This is a genomic window from Arthrospira sp. PCC 8006 (genome assembly GCF_046480465.1).
In the GTDB taxonomy this organism is placed as follows: domain Bacteria; phylum Cyanobacteriota; class Cyanobacteriia; order Cyanobacteriales; family Microcoleaceae; genus Limnospira; species Limnospira platensis.
In genome coordinates this window covers 1-17,137 of the sequence record NZ_PKGG01000104.1, presented here as the reverse complement: position 1 = coordinate 17,137, position 17,137 = coordinate 1, and the positions used below count along the sequence as shown (strand labels likewise).

The following is a 17,137-nucleotide window of genomic DNA, read 5'->3' as shown; positions in this document are numbered from 1 at the left end:
GGAGTATGTTGATAACCGATGTCGCTGGTAAAGCAATTGTCTAGGATTATGTGGGTAGTGGCTACCATCCCCAAACAAGTCACCAGTTGAAACGCGTTATGTTGGTAGTGAACTGAATTCAGCGGGGTGATGATTAGATAATGCGATCGCATTTTGTTGGTAGTGAGTAGGCTCCTCAAGATTTCACTAATAATCAATAATCTGACTACCCCTATGGGTTTTGAAATTTGAGCCATACCCTCCCCCCATAACCGAAACAAACACTCTTAGGGGTGCGACCGATGTGATAGCAGTCAATGGTTCGTAACGAACCGATAGGCTTGCCATTGACGGGTATCACGAGAGAGTTACCCTATCGGTGTTTGGTTRGGGGGAGATAGTAGGYATTTGACAGWTYGMYTARGTTRTGCTTGTTGACTGAGTAATCAACCGTTGACAGAATTATTTTCCTGTGCTAGGACTAGATTGTGAGTAACATTTGAGTAACTAGGCATAGTTATTGGGTTAAGTAATAACCCGCTATCGCTGTCAGGATAAGGGTTTAAGTTAAATGGTTCTAGCTGATTGACAAGCACCGGTAACTAATGGTAGGATATTGGCATACTGTTAAATAATGGAAACATAACCCAAAGTAAAATTTTTACCAAGATTTCCATTATTTAATACAATAGCATAGGTCAACCCAAAAAGCAACCCCCCGGCTGGGAGGATCGGGGGGACTTTTTGACAAATTTTACAAAACTTAACATAATTTCCTAATTGGTTTAGGTCGGGTGTAATGATTAAATCTAGGGAACCCGAAGTAGTTACATGAGATAGAGACTAGGGGTATTGCAGGCTACTGATGACCCATTTTAATAAGCCTTGCCACTCAGGAGATGTAGATAAATGATCAACATCGAAAATAGCATCGACATTTTGAGAATACTGAGTAAAACTTTCGACCCAATTAATAACGGTTTCCATGGGTAGAAAAGGACTATAAGACCATGAGCGCTGTAAATATTCGACCATCTCAGTATTGAAGCCAGTATGGTATAAATACCAGGAACTCCAGACCAAGGTACTATAGCGAACCCAGTCCTCAATGACTTTAATTTCCAAGGGTATATCGGGTAAATTAAAAAATTTATCGAGGACATAATTGATAGACTTGGCTTGAGAGATACCATCTCGCATAGTATTGCGATCGTGTTGACGATAACAGACGGTCGATCGCTTCAACCAAGCGCTGCGATAGCCGCTAGATACCAAACGCAAAATCAAATCGACATCCTCCGCATGAGCCAACCCAGGTTCAAAGCCTCCAACGGTCTGCAAAGCCTGGCGGCGGAACATCAAAGTTCCCATAGTCCCCAAAGGCTTCCAGCGTAACCAATTCTCTAAATTTAACTCAGCCACCATTTCCCAGGGCTGAACATCGATGAGCATTTCGCCGGTTTGGTTAACCCTGCGCCAACCACTATGGACGATCGCCAATTCCGGGTCAGCATCAAATACAGCGAGTTGGCTTCGGAGGGTATCGGGAAAAAAGTAATCATCGGCATCAAGAAAAGTGATAAACTCACCCCTAGCCAAACTCAGACCATGATTTCGCGCCACGGAAACCCCTTGATTATGCTGATAAACATAGCGAACTTGGCTGTGATAAGTGGCTACCACGGAGCGAGTCTGGTCTTGAGAACCATCATCAACAACTATGATTTCATAATCAGTCTCAGTTTGAGCCAGTACGCTATCAATGGCTTCGGCAATATACTGTTCACAGTTGTAGGCTGGGATCACCACACTGATACGGGGATAAGATTCAGACATGAGATTATCAATAAAATCAATTAGTCAATTACTGAAATTTTAACTAGAGTTAGTTGTTGTCAACAGAACCGATTGAGTCTATGACCATGAAAAAACCGAGAGCGATTAATAAAAATACCCCTGTGGGTCTGTGGATCGAACGAGGTCTGTCAATGATAGCCGTTGTCAACTATGCCCTAGTTTTATTTAATATTAGTTATATACCCTGGCGTGACTTTTATTTCCGTCACTTTCGAGAGTTAACGGAACTCTATGATCCGATTATGGGGATTGAACCCCACCGGGACACGGTCAGATATATAGAAACTGTAGCAGCTCTGAATAACCAGGTGGTGGAGACGGGACTAGAATCACCGGAAGTGGAGGATATTCTGCTGAGTCTGCAACAGCAAAGTATAGAAATGGTTGATACTAACCCCTTTGCGATCGCTAATAAAAGTGGTGCTTTGGAGACTATTAAAAATCGAATGCGCGATCGCGCTCCCAACCCAGACGATTCCTCTAAGCAAGCCTTCGCTACTTTTTGGAGTGTTGAATATCTTGATGACAATGGATTTATGGAGGAGATAGACTGGTTTACAAGTCAGATCAAGCCGTTAATGGAGGCTAATTATTTTCGACGATTATCAGAAACGGGTAACTTTGTCAATGATTTTTGGAGAATTGATTTTCCGTTTGTGCTGTTCTTTTTAGTGGAATTTCTGATTAGAACTAGGGTAGTGAGCAGTAAATTTAACACGGTGACTTGGTTAGATGCAATGCTCTGGCGTTGGTACGATATCTTAATGTTTATTTCGCTGCCAACGGCGAGATTATTAAGGATTATTCCGGTGACTATTCGTTTAGATCAAACCGGATTAATTAAGCTGGAGAAACTCAGAGCATTTGCCAGTAGAGGTTTAGTGTCATCGGTATCGCAGGAATTAACGGAAGCGGTGATTATCCAATTCATTAATCAAGTGCAAGACCAACTGAGAGAAGGTAATATTGGTAAGGCGATCGCTCAGTCACAACAGCAGCGGTATATGAATATTAATAACCTGAATGAAATCGAATTTATTTCTAATCAATTAATTCAGGTGGTGGTTTATAAGGTTATCCCACAACTAGAGTCGGATATAGAGGCACTAATTCGTTATAATGTGGAGAGTGTAGTCAAAAATTCCGAGGTGGTAGAAAGGTTTAAAAAAGTGCCCGGATTTGAGAATATTGCTAAAGAATTAAGCGATCGCCTGATCGGGGAACTATCCCAATTAGCTACGGAGGGTCCAAATAGTGCCTATGAAGGGATTCGTAAAGCCATGTCGGACCGCAAGGGAAGCCAACTAACAGAGCAACTGGTGCGGGACTTTGGCAAAGTATTATGGCAGGAAATTGAAGGGGAACAAATGCAGCAGTTTGAATATTTACTGGTGGATCTATTAGAAGAAATTAAACTGAATTATATACATCGAGTGGACGAAGAAAACTTCGAGCAAGTTCTAGCATCAATCCAGGAAAGGCGCAAATTAGAGGGATTGATTGTTTATGAGTCCGACTGAGGCGAGGAGACCCCCTCCCCCACTCGTAGATAGCCTAGCCACTAGCAATTATGGAATTGCCATGATCGAATAGTTAAATTGTGAGCTAAAGTAATAGATGAGGAAGTTAAGCTGGGGGTCAGCCCTCAGCTTCTTGTGGAAGATACAGTTTCATCTACAAGTGGGTGACACCCACTTTTTTTAGTGGCAGCATTTCCATGGCCAACCCCAAAGGACAGGTCTATGGTAAAGGATGATCTCCAGATTTCCGTAACCCTAGGCTGAGGTACAAACCTTAATAGAGCCTAATTGTAGCGTTTTAACATTAAATCTGACTATGGTTCACCCCCTAATTCCCAAAATTATCGACCTAGCCACCCCAGTCGCCAAGGCTCTGGGGTTAGAAGTCGTGGGGGCAATGTTTTACACTAACCAGAAGCCTCCTGTACTGCGGGTTGATATCCGTAATTTGGAGCAAGACACCAGTTTAGAAGATTGTGAGCGGATGAGTCGAGCCCTCGAAGAACAACTCGATGCGGTAGATGTAATTCCCGATGCTTATATTCTGGAAGTATCGAGTCCAGGAGTATCGAGGTCCCTAAGCTGCGATCGCGATTTTATCTCCTTCAAAGGATTTCCGGTAACAGTCACCACCTCCGAACCCTACAAAGGACACAAACAACAAACTGGAAAATTGGTGGGTCGCGACGAGATGGCAGTCCATATCAATCAGAAAGGGCGACAAATCTCTATCCCCAATTCCTTAATCACGCAAGTCCTGCTAGAGGAAGGGGAATAAACCCGATTCGACAGGTATAACAGCTAATCTCAATTGTGTATTTAACTAATTACTACGAGGACAAATCATTATGTCAATGGTCAGTTTACCCGGACTCAAAGATATGATTGAGAGCATCTCCACGGAGCGCAACCTACCGAAACAAGCGGTAGAAGAGGCTCTGCGGGAAGCGTTACTCAAAGGGTATGAACGCTATAGGCGCACGGTTCAGATCGATACCCAATTTACTGAGGACTACTTCGATAATTTTGATGTAGAACTCGATGTTGAGGAAGAGGGATTTAGGGTTTTAGCCAAAAACCTAACCATTGTGGAACAAGCTAGTAACCAAGACCACCAAATTTCTCTCAAGGATGTGCAGGAAGTGGCTCCCGAAGCTCAATTGGGAGATACAGTAACTTTAGATGTTACCCCAGAGCAAAATGAGTTTGGGCGCATGGCTGCTATTCAAACCAAACAGGTTTTGGCTCAGAAGTTACGGGACAAACAGCGGAAGATGATTCAGGATGAGTTCGCCGAACATGAAGGAACCGTCCTACAGGCTCGGGTACTGAGATTTGAGCGCCAGTCGGTGATTATGGCTGTAAGTAGTGTTTATGGACAGCCAGAAGTTGAGGCGGAATTGCCGAAACGAGAACAATTACCCAAGGATAACTATCGAGCTAATGCGACTTTTCGGGTATATCTGAAGCGAGTTTCCCAGGGTTCCCAGCGTGGTCCTCAATTGATTGTCTCTAGGTCTGATGCGGGGTTAGTGGTGTACCTGTTTGCGAATGAGGTGCCAGAAATTGAGGACGAGGTGGTGAGAATTGTGGCTGTGGCTAGAGAAGCCAATCCGCCCTCGAATTATGTAGGTCCACGAACTAAGATTGCGGTTGATACTTTAGACAGAGATGTGGACCCGGTGGGAGCTTGTATTGGGGCGCGGGGATCTCGAATTCAGGTGGTAGTTAATGAACTGCGGGGAGAGAAAATAGATGTGATCCGCTGGTCTCCTGACCCGTCAATTTATATTGCTAATGCTCTGAGTCCGGCTCGTGTGGATGAAGTGCGTCTGGTGAACCCAGAGGAACGTCGGGCTCATGTACTGGTAGCGGAAGACCAATTGAGCCTGGCTATTGGTAAAGAGGGTCAGAATGTGCGCTTGGCTGCACGTTTGACGGGTTGGAAAATTGATATTAAAGATGTGGCTAAGTATGATGCGGCGGCTGAAGATGAAAAGGTGGCTCAGGAGTTTCAGGGACAACTAACTGGGGAAGTATCGGAAGAGGAAAGTTTAGAGCCAGAAGCTACAGAAGTATCTGAAATTCAGGTATAGGTGGTTTTGGGGATGGTATAAATGGGAGGATACAAAATTATGGTGGATCATCTTCGTCGGTGTGTTACCTGTCGCCGCCTGGCTGCTAAACAGGAGTTCTGGCGATTGGTCAGAGTCTATCCATCCCATCAGGTAGAATTAGATGAAGGCATGGGTCGTTCAGCTTATGTTTGTCAAACTGCTGAATGCCTGATGGTTGCTCAGAAGAAAAATAGACTCGGACGAGCATTAAGGGCTCCGGTGCCGGAAAAAGTATTTCAAATCCTGTGGCAGCGTTTAGCTACGGACTCGCAGCCGGATAGCTAATGTAGTATGGGGACTGAAATTTTACAGCCATCAACCCGCTATATGGAATTATAAGGAGGTGATTACAGCATAAGTCAATAACAAGAGTTTCCCTGGTTGCAAATAGGGTATCAGGGTGGGCATAATTGGCATTATGTCTGTTTAGGGCTTAAACTGTTTCTGTAGTAAACAAATGTAAGTTGATATAGTACCGATGGCGATCGAGCTGAAAGTGGTACAGTGTAACCCAGTGGAGGCGATCGCAGTTGGTAGAACCCCTAAAATAATGTCAATATAATAAAAAACGGGTTGGTACGAAGAGGCAAGAGTGGATGAACAACGTCAAAGTCAGAATTTACGAACTATCACGAGAGTTAAATTTGGAGAACAAAGACATCTTAGCCGTGTGTGAACGGCTGAATATCTCTGTCAAAAGCCATAGCAGTACAATTACGGAATCAGATGCCGAACGGATCGAGAAATACGTCGCCAGTCATCCGATTTCCACATGGTCTGATGAAAACCCCGATGCAGCCCATCAATCCCATTCCGGTGGTGGTGGGGGGGCTGACAAGAAAAAGCAACAGATTTTAGAAATTCGCAGACCAAACCTCATCAGACCAGAAAATCAACCATCACCAGCAGACTCACCCCAGCCTGAGCCATCTGCTGAATCCGTTGCCACTCCCCCCAAACCCCCCAACTTGTCCGAATCATCTGTCAGTTCTCAAACCAATATATCCGAGTTGCCAAAACCTAATAATTCCCCCCAACCTCCCCGCAAACCCCCTGTGGAAGTTACCTCTTCTGGAGCTACCACAGCCCAAGATGATGTCAGCGGGACTATTAAGCCCGAAAAAACGACTCCGCAGGTGTCTAAATCGACTACTGAGGAAGAATCACCGACTTTAGTAGCGCCCCCGGCCCGACCTGTACCGACAGCGACTAAATCTCCGCAACTGTCTCGTAAGCCAGTTTTAAAACAGAATAAGCCAACTCCCAAACCGAGTCAGGGAGGGAGCGCTCCCGTGGATAAAAGCGCTGATAAAGCTGATAAAGCTGATAAACCAGTAGCTTCCAAACAGAAAAAACGGCCAGTTCCCTCTGATAACCAAGAGGTTAGAGACGTGAAAAGGCGGGTTTCTACGGTGAAACCTGCCAAGTCGATGCCGGAACTACAACCACCACCTTCGAGACAATCAACCGTCGCGATTAAGACAGACTCCACTGATATCATCGAGGATGATAGTGATATCGGGGCTATGCCTGAAGATGATGGAATATTGGAGTCGAAACGCCCCAAACGCGGTTTAACCCTGAAGCGGCCCCAACCGATGACTTCACCCAAGCGCGCCAGTGCTGTGGATGATGAAGATGATGATGATGAAAAGGGTGGTAAGGCAGCTAAAGCCAAGGTGAAGCGCCCCCGGATTAAGCCTCTGATTGATGATGAAGATGATGAAGATTTTGATAGCCTGACGGCCAATAGCTCGGAGTCTGAGGCTCTGAGTATGTCCTTAGCTCGACCTCCCAAGGCTAAAACTGGTTCTGGTGCCGGAAAATTGGCTGTAGTCTCTAATCAGGGACGAAGAAAGTCAGCACCATCTCGCAATTCGGGTGGTAGTGGCGGCAATTCAACGGCTACTTCTCGGCGATCGCCTACACCAGCATTACCAGAAAAGGTGGAGCGTTTAGTAGTTCAAGGACCGATGACGGTTCAGGAACTCGCTCATGCTCTGTTAATTGCGGAAACGGAAATTATCAAGCGTCTGTTCTCCCGTGGTATTGCGGTTAATATCACAGAAACCCTAGATTTCAAAACTATTTCGATGGTTTGTGAGGAATTAGAGGTTACGGTGGTAACGGAGGAGCAGAAATCAGAGGCTCAAAAACCTGATAATATGCTCAATGCGGAGGATTTGGATAATCTCCAACGCCGTCCGCCAGTGGTAACGATTATGGGTCACGTTGACCACGGAAAAACTACCCTGCTCGATTCTATTCGCAAAACTAAGGTAGCCCAGGGAGAAGCGGGAGGCATTACCCAGCATATTGGTGCTTACCATGTTGATGTAACAAATGAGTCGGGCGAGACTCAACAGGTGGTTTTCTTAGATACTCCTGGTCACGAAGCCTTTACCGCTATGCGAGCGAGGGGAGCCAGAGTTACGGATATTGCTATTCTGGTGGTAGCTGCTGATGATGGGGTGCGACCTCAGACAGTGGAGGCTATTAGCCATGCTAAGGCGGCGGGTGTGCCGATGGTAATTGCCATTAACAAAATGGATAAGGAGTCGGCTCAACCAGACCGAGTTAAGCAGGAACTGACGGAATATGGTTTAGTTCCTGAAGAGTGGGGCGGTGATACGATTATAGTTCCGGTTAGTGCTATTAATGGCGGAAATCTGGATACTCTGCTAGAGATGTTGCTGTTGGTGGCGGAAGTTGAGGACCTCTATGCTAATCCTAACCGTATGGCTAAGGGTACGGTGATTGAGGCTAACCTAGATAAAGCACGGGGCCCGGTGGCTACTCTGTTAGTACAGAATGGGACTCTGCGGGTAGGAGATGTAATCTTAGCAGGTTCTGCCCTAGGTAAGGTTCGGGCTATGATTGATGATCATGGTGAACGGGTCGATAATGCGAGCCCTTCGTTTGCGGTTGAGGTTTTGGGTTTGCGGGATGTTCCGGCGGCCGGAGATGAGTTTGAGGTGTTTGAGAGCGAAAAAGAGGCGGCGGCTTTGGCTTCGGAACGGGCGAATACAGCCCGACAGTCTCGCTTACTCCAGGGTCGGGTTAGTCTCAGTGCTTTGTCGGCTAGGGTTCAGGAGGGAGAACTTAAAGACCTCAATATTATTCTGAAAGCTGATGTTCAGGGGTCTGTAGAGGCTATAGTTAATGCTTTGAAGAAATTACCTCAGAAGGAGGTACAACTGCGACTGCTGTTAGCGGCGGCGGGTGAGGTGACAGAGACTGATATTGACCTAGCAGCGGCTAGTGATGCGGTTTTGATTGGTTTTAATACTACTGTCGCCAGTGGCGCACGAGGCGCAGCTGACCGCGCTGGGGTTGATATTCGTGAATACAACATTATCTATAACCTCCTCGATGATATTGAAGCGGCGATGGAGGGTATGCTAGAACCGGAATTGGTGGAAGAACCTCTTGGTCAAGCGGAAGTGCGGGCTATTTTCCCTGTAGGTCGTTCCCGTGTGGCTGGGTGTTATGTTCAGTCTGGTAAGCTGATTCGTAACTGCAAAATCCGAGTTCATCGCGGTGGACAGATAGTCTATGATGGCTTCCTTGACTCCCTGAAGCGGATTAAAGATGATGTGAAGGAAGTTAATGCTGGATATGAATGTGGTATTGCGGCAGAAAACTTCAATGACTGGAATGAGAGTGACTCTATTGAAGCCTATCGAATGGTGACTAAGCGTCGGACTCTCTCCCGCTAGGGACTTTCTTGGTTAGCTAGACATTATTGTTGACTGCAATCGGTAGTCTCTGGCGCACGCTACCCCGGTTTCTTGAAGAAGCCGGGGTTTTTGCTGTGAACTAATTTCAGAGGGTTTTAAACTTGTCTGTGATGCGTTCCATGGCGGCTTCTACGTTTTCACGGCTGTTAAAGGCTGAAATGCGGAAATATCCTTCCCCGGCTGCACCAAAACCGGAACCTGGTGTTCCTACTACATTACAGGTTTGCAGTAATTTATCAAAAAAGTCCCAACTTGATAGACCGCTGGGGGTTTTGACCCATACATAGGGGGCATTGACACCACCATAAACTGTGAGTCCGGCGGCGGTCAATTTTTCGCGAATGATTTGGGCGTTTTCTAGGTAGAAATTTACGAGTTGTTGGATTTGGGATTGTCCGTCGGGGGAATACACTGCCTCGGCTCCCCGTTGTATAATGTAGGAGACTCCGTTAAATTTGGTGGACTGGCGGCGGTTCCACAGCTTCCACAGCTCGACATCAGACCCGGAGGAGGTTTTTGCCATTAATGTTTTGGGAACGACGGTGAAGGCGCAACGAGTGCCGGTAAAACCAGCATTTTTGGAGAAGGAACGGAATTCGATCGCACATTCACGAGCGCCTTCAATTTCATAGATGGAGTGAGGTAGGCTGGGGTCGGTAATAAAGGCTTCGTAGGCGGCATCAAATAGGATAATTGAACGGTTGGCGCGGGCGTAATCAACCCATTGTTTCAGGTGTTCTTTGGTGGCTGTAGCGCCTGTGGGGTTATTGGGGAAACACAGATAAATTAAATCGACGCGATCGCTAGGAATTTYGGCGGTAAAATTATTCTCGGCGGTAATGGGAAGGTATAGCAACCCCTCATATTCCCCACGCTCATTGACGGGTCCGGTATTTCCTGCCATGACGTTGGTATCTACATAGACGGGATAGACTGGATCGGTGACGGCAATGGTGTTATCTTTGCCAAAAATATCGAGAATGTTCCCAGTGTCGCATTTGGAACCGTCAGAGATAAAGATTTCCTCTGGGTCAATATCGCCGCCTCTGGCTTGAAAGTCATGTTGGGCAATTTTTTCGCGCAACCAGCTATAACCCTGTTCTGGTCCATAGCCCTTGAATGTAGAGCGATCGCCCATTTCCTCAACGGCTTTAATCATAGCAGTTCGGCAGGCTTCTGGTAAAGGTTCGGTGACATCACCAATTCCCAGTTTAATTATTTGTGCGTCGGGGTTGGCTTCCGCAAAGGTATTAACCCGCCGGGCGATTTCTGGAAATAGGTAGCCAGCTTTGAGTTTTAGGTAATTATCGTTAATAGTTGTCATCGTTACTGTGCAAACACTCTCCAACAGCTTACCGCCTAGGGGGGACGTGCGATCGCTTATTTGTAAACACAGTCTTTGTAGGGTCCTTCCAACCAGGAAGATATCGGAGTCAACGACACCTCGGAATAATTAAGGGTTATTTGGGAGCAATTAACCACCCCAAAATTCCCTGTAGGGTGCGTCAAACCTGGCATATATAGTGGTCAACGACACCTCGAAATAATTGACGCACCATCTTAATGTAGGGTGCGTCAAACCTGGCATATATAGTGGTCAACGACACCTCGAAATAATTGACGCACCATCTTAACTGTATCGCCTGTTGTTAATTCCGGAGATTCATAGAGACTTAAACTGAGGCATATTGTTCACTAATTTCTAGCAAAAATTTAGTCAAACTATTCCGCTCTGATTCCTGGGGTAACATTTTCAATAAATCTCCCCCATTCAATAAATCCCGCCTGTATTTGGCTAAATCTTGGTACTTAACATAGTTATGGTTCCAGAGAATTCTGTCATCAGTAAATATTCCCCACGACCAGATGAATAAACCCGCGCCACCCCACCAGGGAATTAATGGATAATTGTGGTGGGTATAATGTAGACTGAAATTAGATCACTTCTAAGGTAGGATTACCTTGTTCATCTACCCAGGCGATTTGGGTAATTCCCCGGCGACGGGCGGACTCTCGGAGGGCGAGTAAATCATCGGAAATACTCAATTCCATTTGTACCTGTGCATCCTGGGACTGACGCAAATCTTGTGCATAAGCAAAGGCGGCGACTTCAGCTTGAGGGGTTTTGGGAACCACCAAACAATCACCGGAGGGAATATCAGAGGGAAGCTCTCCCATGTCTAATAATACCTGATGCAGTTCCTCAATGGTGAGGGAAAAGCCAATACTGGGTTTAGTTTCTCCCTGTGGGTGATAAAGTCCTAAAAGCTGGTCATAACGTCCGCCGCGACCTAATACTCGTGAACCCGAATGACTATCACTGACTACAATAAAGACAATGCCTGTGTAGTAGTCAAAAGTCTGAATCAGACTGAGATCTAGGGTGATGGACATGGGAGATAGAGTATCTGGTCGCCATTTCTGATATTGATTGAGACCATCAATTAAGGATTTTAGGTTGTTGAGGGCAGATCTTTGGCTGTCGTCTAGGTCTAGTTGGGAAACCTTGGCTAAAACGTCTTCAGGACGACCGCGCAAGTCAAAGAGGAATAAAGCCCGTTGTCGCAATTCTGGCGACATGGAAAGGGTTTCCAGGGTAATTCTATCGAGATTAGCGATCGCCTGTCGAACTTGATCGCGTAACGGTGGCGCAAAGGGAGATAAAAGCGATCGCGTTAATCCAGCTTCCCCTAGGATAAACTGTGGGTTTTGTAAGTTGAGCGATCGCAAACAGTCCCATAGCAGCAATAAAACTTCCCAGTCAGCCCGGACTCCATCAGCCCCAAGTAATTCTACCCCAGCCTGATAAAATTCTAACTGCGTACCATGTCCCGTCTCTCCACCCTTGCGGAAGATATTAGCATTGTAATACAGACGTTGCGGCCAGTGGTCATTCCCCGCCATGCGAGAAACCGCCGCCCTAGCAATAGAAGCCGTTAATTCCGGGCGCAGTCCCAAACCTTCATTTTCTGCATCTTGTAATTGGATGACTGTTGAACGTTGTACCGCCCCCCCAGCCATGAGGGTATCAAGCCTTTCTAGGGTAGAGGTAATAATGCGATGATAGCCCCAGCGATGAAATACTTGCTGTAGTCGGCGTTCAATCCAAATTTTTTGGGCTACATCGAGAGGAAGTAGATCTCGCGCACCCGGTGGCGGTTGATGAATCATGGGATTAAAAAAAGTAGTACAAAATTAGGGGACGGCTTACAGATTATTACAGATTACCTGCAATTGAGTCGATTTATTCACAATGGCGGCCTTCACTTTTTCTTACTCCCGCCAAATAGTCGCCCTAATAAACCGCCGCTTCCTGAAGCTGACTTTTTACTTTTACCTTTGACACTAGAGGAGGTGGTAGCTGTTTTCTGAATTAGTTGTTGGGCTTCGATCGCTTCCGGCTGATTTGGATCAATACTTAGGGCTTTTCTAATATGGGGTGTACCTAATTTAGGCTGATTTTGTTTAATATAAATCAACCCTAATAGACCATGACAACGGGGGTGTGACGGTTCCCGTTTTACCGCGTCTTTGAGTTCCAGAATAGCTTTAGCATAGTTGCTAGTTTCCATTAACTGGACGGCGCGATCGCAAGCCTTATCGACAAAAGATGTTTTCACCGGTCGGGGTGGCGGCGCTTCCTCTGACTTAGCTTCTGCTGGTGGGGGTGGCGGCGTGGGTGTAGCGACCACATTACCCGATCGCGATCGCATTAAATACACTAAATTCAGTTCGCTAATTTCACCAATTCTAGCCAGGGCTTGTTTCGGGGATTCATACTGTTGTTCCACCAGTTCCTGTAAACTGGTTTCATAGGCTTGATTAAAATCACCTATGGTCTGTAGCTGTTTAGCTGCTTCTGTCGATATTTCAATACTATTGGGGTCTTTTTTAATGCGATCGGCTATGGTGTTTATTAACAATTCATATTCTCGTTTATCATCATCCTTAGAAAATTTGTTATAAGCCGGACTCACCAATTTCGCCAATAATTCTTTCCCCAATTCCTTATCTTCAGTTTCCTGAAAAGCCGAAGTATCTGGATGCAAACGACGCGCAATCCTCATATATTGTTTGCGAATAGCATTAAAATCAGCATCTATTTTAATACCTAAAATAGCATGATTGTCCGTAATTCCAAGCTGGAATAATCCTTGATTTATTTTAAATGACATAGTATTCGCCTTTGGGTATCTGAGAAATGCTAAGTTAAATTCTGATTTTCAGTGATATTTATGGGATTATAACTAGATGCAACCATATCGAGGATATTCCATATAACCCTCAACCGGAAAGCATAACAGTTAAGCCTGGCACAATTACGGATGATTAGCTAGTTAAGCCCACAGACATAACCGGATCACCGTATCTGTGTGTACATCTGACCGCAATCAACTCAAGCCCAACTGCTGCTCAATCTTATTTTGACATATTTTCTGACTGATTGGTGATTCTCCTGTGGGAGTCAAAAGCTACCAGGAAGATAAGGGGGGTGTTTCTAAAAGGGCTTTACTAAGGCTAGAATGTAGGGAACCATTGGTAGCTAAAATGCGCCCAGATTTTATGTCAAAAGGACTCTGATCATAGGCTGTTACCTTTCCCCCAGCTTCTTGGACTAAGACCACCCCCGCCGCCAAGTCCCAGGGAGACAGTCCTCTCTCCCAATAACCATCTAAACGTCCGCAGGCGACATAGGCTAAATCTACAGAAGCAGACCCACCACGCCTGACTCCCTGAGTTAGGTGGGTTAGATAACAAAATTCGGCATAATTATTATCTGGGGTTTCGCGACGGTCATAAGCAAACCCTGTCACCAATAGACTTTTATCTAGGGAATTGGCTTGAGAGACCTTGATGGGTTTACCGTTACAGGTCGCACCATGACCGATCGCACCCTGGAATAATTCATCATGAAAGGGATTATATACCGCACCGACCTGGGGGACTCCATCAATCAAAAGGGCGATCGAGGTGGCAAATGCTGGATACTGATGAGCATAGTTAGTAGTACCATCGAGGGGGTCGATCGCCCACAAATAGCGGCTGCTAGTATCCCCCAAACTACCAGACTCTTCCGTAAGAATACCATGACTGGGAACATGACGCTTGAGAACCTCCAAAATCGCCGCTTCTGAGGCTTTATCGGCTTCTGTGACTAAATCTCCTGAGCGTCCTTTCTCTTGAATATCTTGTAAATTACCCCAGTAATACTTTAAGACCGTACCCCCCGCAGTCGCTGCTAGGGTAGCCACATCTAAAAATGTTTGTAATTGTTCTTGAGTCATATTGGCAAAAATTCCATCAGTTTCTGGTCACAGATTCAGACAATAACCCGATTAATCAATAATAATTTTGAGAGTAGCGAAACCCTGCGGTTGGGGATAAGTTTTGATGATATAGGGAATCTGAAATTGATTAATTTTCGCTTACCCCCAGACTGTCGGCTGCCTCTTTTTCAGTCAGGACTGTTGTTGGCGAAACTCAGCGGGGGTAAATCGCATAGGTTGTTCTGGGTTCCAGATACCTAACCCCATGATTCTAGCCCACCGTTGGGCATTGTCAAGACGTTGGCTGTATTTGTTGTTGTAAATTCCGGCTTCAGCGAGGGCGTAACCTTGTTTAACCAATTCCTCATTAACCAGAATTTCATCGCGCCATATATATGCTAATAGGCGATCATAGCGATCGCTTTCCATTTGGTCTAATTCTAATAGCACCTGCTGTCCCTGACAAAGCTGCTGTAGCCTTCGTTTAGCTTCCATTCCCCAGGGGTCTTGTCTTAGGTCCGGGGCATTAATGCCAATCAGTCTTACCCGCTGTAATCTGGGTATATTCTCGGTAGGACTGACAATTTCTATGGTCTGACCACTAACCACCCGTTCTACTCTGACAGTCATACCTGTGGGCATTTCCGGCGGTTCAGAACACCCAACCCCCACGATACCCCACAACAGGAGTAACAGTCCGGTAAGCATCAATCTCAGTGGCTTATGACTAATCTTCATCTAAGGGCAACCCCGATCGCACCTTACCTTTACCAAAGTAGCGACCAAACTGGAGTTCGTAGACTTCATCCTCGTCCTGGGTTTCCACTTCCAGGTCTGAACGGGGATAGCTCACACAGAGCAAAGCATATCCTTCCTCCTGTAGTTCTGGAGATAATCCCATCGCCTCCGGCTGATACAACTCTCCTGAAATCACCCGCACCGCGCAAGTTGTACAAGCACCATTGCGACAAGAATAGGGTAAATCTGAACCCTGATTTTCTGCACATGGGAGGATGTAGCGATCCTCTGGAACTTGCACACAGTAGGACTTATCCCTTTGGCGATCGTTAATACGAATTGTATGATAGGCGGACATAATATCAGTTCTTGCATTTTTTTTCACAGCCCCTCCTATCATAGGAGATTTTAGCCACAAACAAGCAACAGCCAACAGACAACAGACAACCACCCACCGCCAATTTATCAAAAATCATGGGTCTAAAACCCCGCCCTAGAAGCAGCAATTCTCATTTTGGCGAAAAACTGTTCAAGTCCCCAGTATCCCTGTATAGTAATGGCATCTGAAAAACCCAGGAGGGCMAGAGCTGTTGAAAAAGCCAGGTTGGTTTGACACCGTAGTGGGGTCTGTCCGCCAGTGCTTGTCGTCGCTACCAGACAAGCGAACGGGTAAAAATCGTCGCTATGGAATGGAGGATGCCGCCTTAAGCGCGTTGAGTGTTTTTTTCACTCAAACGCCGTCGTTTCTGGCTTATCAACGTCTGATGGAGGGCAGCAAAGGCAAGAGCAATGCCCAAAGTTTGTTTGGAGTTCATCGGATTCCCTGCGACAACCAGATCCGGGATTTATTAGATCCAGTGTCCCCAGACCACCTGTTTCCGGTGTTTGAGGAAGTTTTACAAGTGTTGGAAGCCCAGGGGCAATTGGAAGGCTTCCGTTCCCTAGCCGGCAGTCTATTAGTAGCGTTGGATGGCACAGAATACTTCAGTTCCCGCAAAATTCACTGCCCCCACTGCTCAAGGCGCACCCTAAAGTCAGGAGAAACCCATTACTTCCATAGCGTCGTCACCCCAGTCATCGTGGCTCCAGGACAGACTCGTGTGATTCCCTTGGCTCCTGAATTTGTCGTGCCCCAAGATGGTCATGACAAGCAAGATTGTGAGAATGCAGCTGCCAAACGCTGGCTATCGCGGCAAGGGCAACGCTTAAGGGCTTTAAACGTTACGGTTTTAGGGGATGACCTCTATTGCCACCAACCGTTGTGCCTGCAGTTTATCGAGCAGCAACTTAACTTCATCCTGGTCTGTCGCCCCGAGTCTCACAGTACCCTCTATGAACACCTAGAGGGCATCGAACTCCCAACCATCACGACCCAGAAGTGGACGGGTAAAGTTGAGAAAACCTATACCTACCGCTATCTCAACGGAGTGCCTCTGAGAGATAGCGATGATGCCCTGCTAGTCAACTGGTGTGAACTCACCGTTACTACGGCTGATGGCAAGGTGACCTATCAGAACTCCTTTGCCACCAGTTATTCTCTTAGCGATGACAATGTAGCAGACGTGGTTCTAGCCGGGCGGACTCGCTGGAAAGTTGAGAATGAGAACAACAATACCCTCAAGACCAAGGGCTACCATCTAGAACACAATTTCGGCCATGGCCAGCAGCATCTTTCCTCCTTGCTGGCGACCCTCAACATCCTCTCGCTGCTCTTCCATACCCTGCTGGAGTTGCTCGATGACAAGTACCAGTTACTACGAGCGCACTTGCCCACCCGCCAAACCTTTTTTGATGATTTGCGGGCGTTGACCCGTTACCTGTACTTCGACAGTTGGGAGCACCTTCTGACCTTTATGCTTGAAGGTCTCGAGTTAGACATCCCGCCCGATAGCAGTTGAATTTCCATAATGAGAATTGCT

General features: G+C 46.3%; 13 protein-coding genes and 1 pseudogene. 6 read left to right on the top strand and 8 right to left on the bottom strand.

Annotation, left to right across the window (positions count from 1 at the left end; genetic code table 11):
- Positions 1 to 236, bottom strand: a pseudogene (locus B9T16_RS15535) (hypothetical protein); the annotation flags it as partial.
- Between the two features lie 586 nt (positions 237 to 822).
- A complete protein-coding gene (locus B9T16_RS15530; RefSeq protein WP_410245186.1) occupies positions 823 to 1,815 on the bottom strand; it encodes a glycosyltransferase family 2 protein in 993 nt (330 codons plus the stop codon).
- Between the two features lie 86 nt (positions 1,816 to 1,901).
- Here B9T16_RS15530 and B9T16_RS15525 point away from each other — a divergent pair, with 86 nt between their 5' ends.
- From B9T16_RS15525 to infB, 5 genes are all read left to right on the top strand, one after another.
- Positions 1,902 to 3,356 carry a hypothetical protein gene (locus B9T16_RS15525; RefSeq protein ID WP_410245185.1) on the top strand — a complete coding sequence of 485 codons (1,455 nt, stop codon included), beginning with the start codon at positions 1,902 to 1,904 and terminating at the stop codon, positions 3,354 to 3,356.
- A 316-nt stretch (positions 3,357 to 3,672) separates the two neighbouring features.
- On the top strand, positions 3,673 to 4,134 hold the full coding sequence (gene rimP / locus B9T16_RS15520; RefSeq protein ID WP_006618766.1) for a ribosome maturation factor RimP: 462 nt from the start codon (positions 3,673 to 3,675) through the stop codon (positions 4,132 to 4,134).
- 70 nt (positions 4,135 to 4,204) lie between these two features.
- A complete protein-coding gene (gene nusA / locus B9T16_RS15515) occupies positions 4,205 to 5,452 on the top strand; it encodes a transcription termination factor NusA (protein ID WP_410245184.1) in 1,248 nt (415 codons plus the stop codon).
- A gap of 39 nt (positions 5,453 to 5,491) precedes the next feature.
- Entirely contained in the window at positions 5,492 to 5,758 is a 267-nt protein-coding gene (locus B9T16_RS15510; protein ID WP_035737147.1) for a YlxR family protein, read from the top strand.
- Between the two features lie 311 nt (positions 5,759 to 6,069).
- Positions 6,070 to 9,192 carry a translation initiation factor IF-2 gene (gene infB / locus B9T16_RS15505; protein ID WP_410245183.1) on the top strand — a complete coding sequence of 1,041 codons (3,123 nt, stop codon included), beginning with the start codon at positions 6,070 to 6,072 and terminating at the stop codon, positions 9,190 to 9,192.
- A 106-nt stretch (positions 9,193 to 9,298) separates the two neighbouring features.
- Here the strand turns inward: infB and B9T16_RS15500 are convergent, their stop codons facing one another.
- The 6 genes from B9T16_RS15500 to B9T16_RS15475 all read right to left on the bottom strand — a co-directional run bounded on the left by B9T16_RS15500 (position 9,299) and on the right by B9T16_RS15475 (position 15,576).
- Positions 9,299 to 10,537, bottom strand: a complete 1,239-nt coding sequence (locus tag B9T16_RS15500; RefSeq protein ID WP_410245182.1) for an LL-diaminopimelate aminotransferase — start codon at positions 10,535 to 10,537, stop codon at positions 9,299 to 9,301.
- 611 nt (positions 10,538 to 11,148) lie between these two features.
- Positions 11,149 to 12,384, bottom strand: a complete 1,236-nt coding sequence (locus B9T16_RS15495; RefSeq protein ID WP_410245181.1) for an ATP phosphoribosyltransferase regulatory subunit — start codon at positions 12,382 to 12,384, stop codon at positions 11,149 to 11,151.
- A gap of 92 nt (positions 12,385 to 12,476) precedes the next feature.
- Positions 12,477 to 13,388, bottom strand: a complete 912-nt coding sequence (locus tag B9T16_RS15490) for a J domain-containing protein (protein ID WP_410245180.1) — start codon at positions 13,386 to 13,388, stop codon at positions 12,477 to 12,479.
- Positions 13,389 to 13,685: 297 nt separating this feature from the next.
- Positions 13,686 to 14,498, bottom strand: coding sequence for an inositol monophosphatase family protein (locus tag B9T16_RS15485; protein WP_410245179.1), 813 nt, complete (start codon positions 14,496 to 14,498; stop codon positions 13,686 to 13,688).
- A 174-nt stretch (positions 14,499 to 14,672) separates the two neighbouring features.
- Entirely contained in the window at positions 14,673 to 15,218 is a 546-nt protein-coding gene (locus B9T16_RS15480) for a thermonuclease family protein (protein ID WP_152088605.1), read from the bottom strand.
- Positions 15,208 to 15,576 (bottom strand): 2Fe-2S iron-sulfur cluster-binding protein, encoded by a 369-nt coding sequence (locus B9T16_RS15475; RefSeq protein WP_006618757.1) that lies wholly within the window; start codon positions 15,574 to 15,576, stop codon positions 15,208 to 15,210. The genes B9T16_RS15480 and B9T16_RS15475 overlap by 11 nt, the downstream gene beginning before the upstream one ends.
- Positions 15,577 to 15,907: 331 nt before the next feature.
- Here B9T16_RS15475 and B9T16_RS15470 point away from each other — a divergent pair, with 331 nt between their 5' ends.
- Positions 15,908 to 17,116: an ISNCY family transposase gene (locus B9T16_RS15470; RefSeq protein ID WP_410245187.1), complete on the top strand. Its 1,209-nt coding sequence runs from the start codon at positions 15,908 to 15,910 to the stop codon at positions 17,114 to 17,116.
- Positions 17,117 to 17,137 lie beyond the last annotated feature (21 nt).

What these genes read in the sequence shown, in the direction of transcription:
- B9T16_RS15530 (WP_410245186.1), bottom strand. Translation starts at nt 1,815, where the DNA reads ATGTCTGAATCTTATCCCCGTATCAGTGTGGTGATCCCAGCCTACAAC.
- B9T16_RS15525 (WP_410245185.1), top strand. Translation starts at nt 1,902, where the DNA reads ATGAAAAAACCGAGAGCGATTAATAAAAATACCCCTGTGGGTCTGTGG.
- rimP (WP_006618766.1), top strand. Translation starts at nt 3,673, where the DNA reads ATGGTTCACCCCCTAATTCCCAAAATTATCGACCTAGCCACCCCAGTC.
- nusA (WP_410245184.1), top strand. Translation starts at nt 4,205, where the DNA reads ATGTCAATGGTCAGTTTACCCGGACTCAAAGATATGATTGAGAGCATC.
- B9T16_RS15510 (WP_035737147.1), top strand. Translation starts at nt 5,492, where the DNA reads ATGGTGGATCATCTTCGTCGGTGTGTTACCTGTCGCCGCCTGGCTGCT.
- infB (WP_410245183.1), top strand. Translation starts at nt 6,070, where the DNA reads ATGAACAACGTCAAAGTCAGAATTTACGAACTATCACGAGAGTTAAAT.
- B9T16_RS15495 (WP_410245181.1), bottom strand. Translation starts at nt 12,384, where the DNA reads ATGATTCATCAACCGCCACCGGGTGCGCGAGATCTACTTCCTCTCGAT.
- B9T16_RS15490 (WP_410245180.1), bottom strand. Translation starts at nt 13,388, where the DNA reads ATGTCATTTAAAATAAATCAAGGATTATTCCAGCTTGGAATTACGGAC.
- B9T16_RS15485 (WP_410245179.1), bottom strand. Translation starts at nt 14,498, where the DNA reads ATGACTCAAGAACAATTACAAACATTTTTAGATGTGGCTACCCTAGCA.
- B9T16_RS15480 (WP_152088605.1), bottom strand. Translation starts at nt 15,218, where the DNA reads ATGAAGATTAGTCATAAGCCACTGAGATTGATGCTTACCGGACTGTTA.
- B9T16_RS15475 (WP_006618757.1), bottom strand. Translation starts at nt 15,576, where the DNA reads ATGTCCGCCTATCATACAATTCGTATTAACGATCGCCAAAGGGATAAG.
- B9T16_RS15470 (WP_410245187.1), top strand. Translation starts at nt 15,908, where the DNA reads ATGGAGGATGCCGCCTTAAGCGCGTTGAGTGTTTTTTTCACTCAAACG.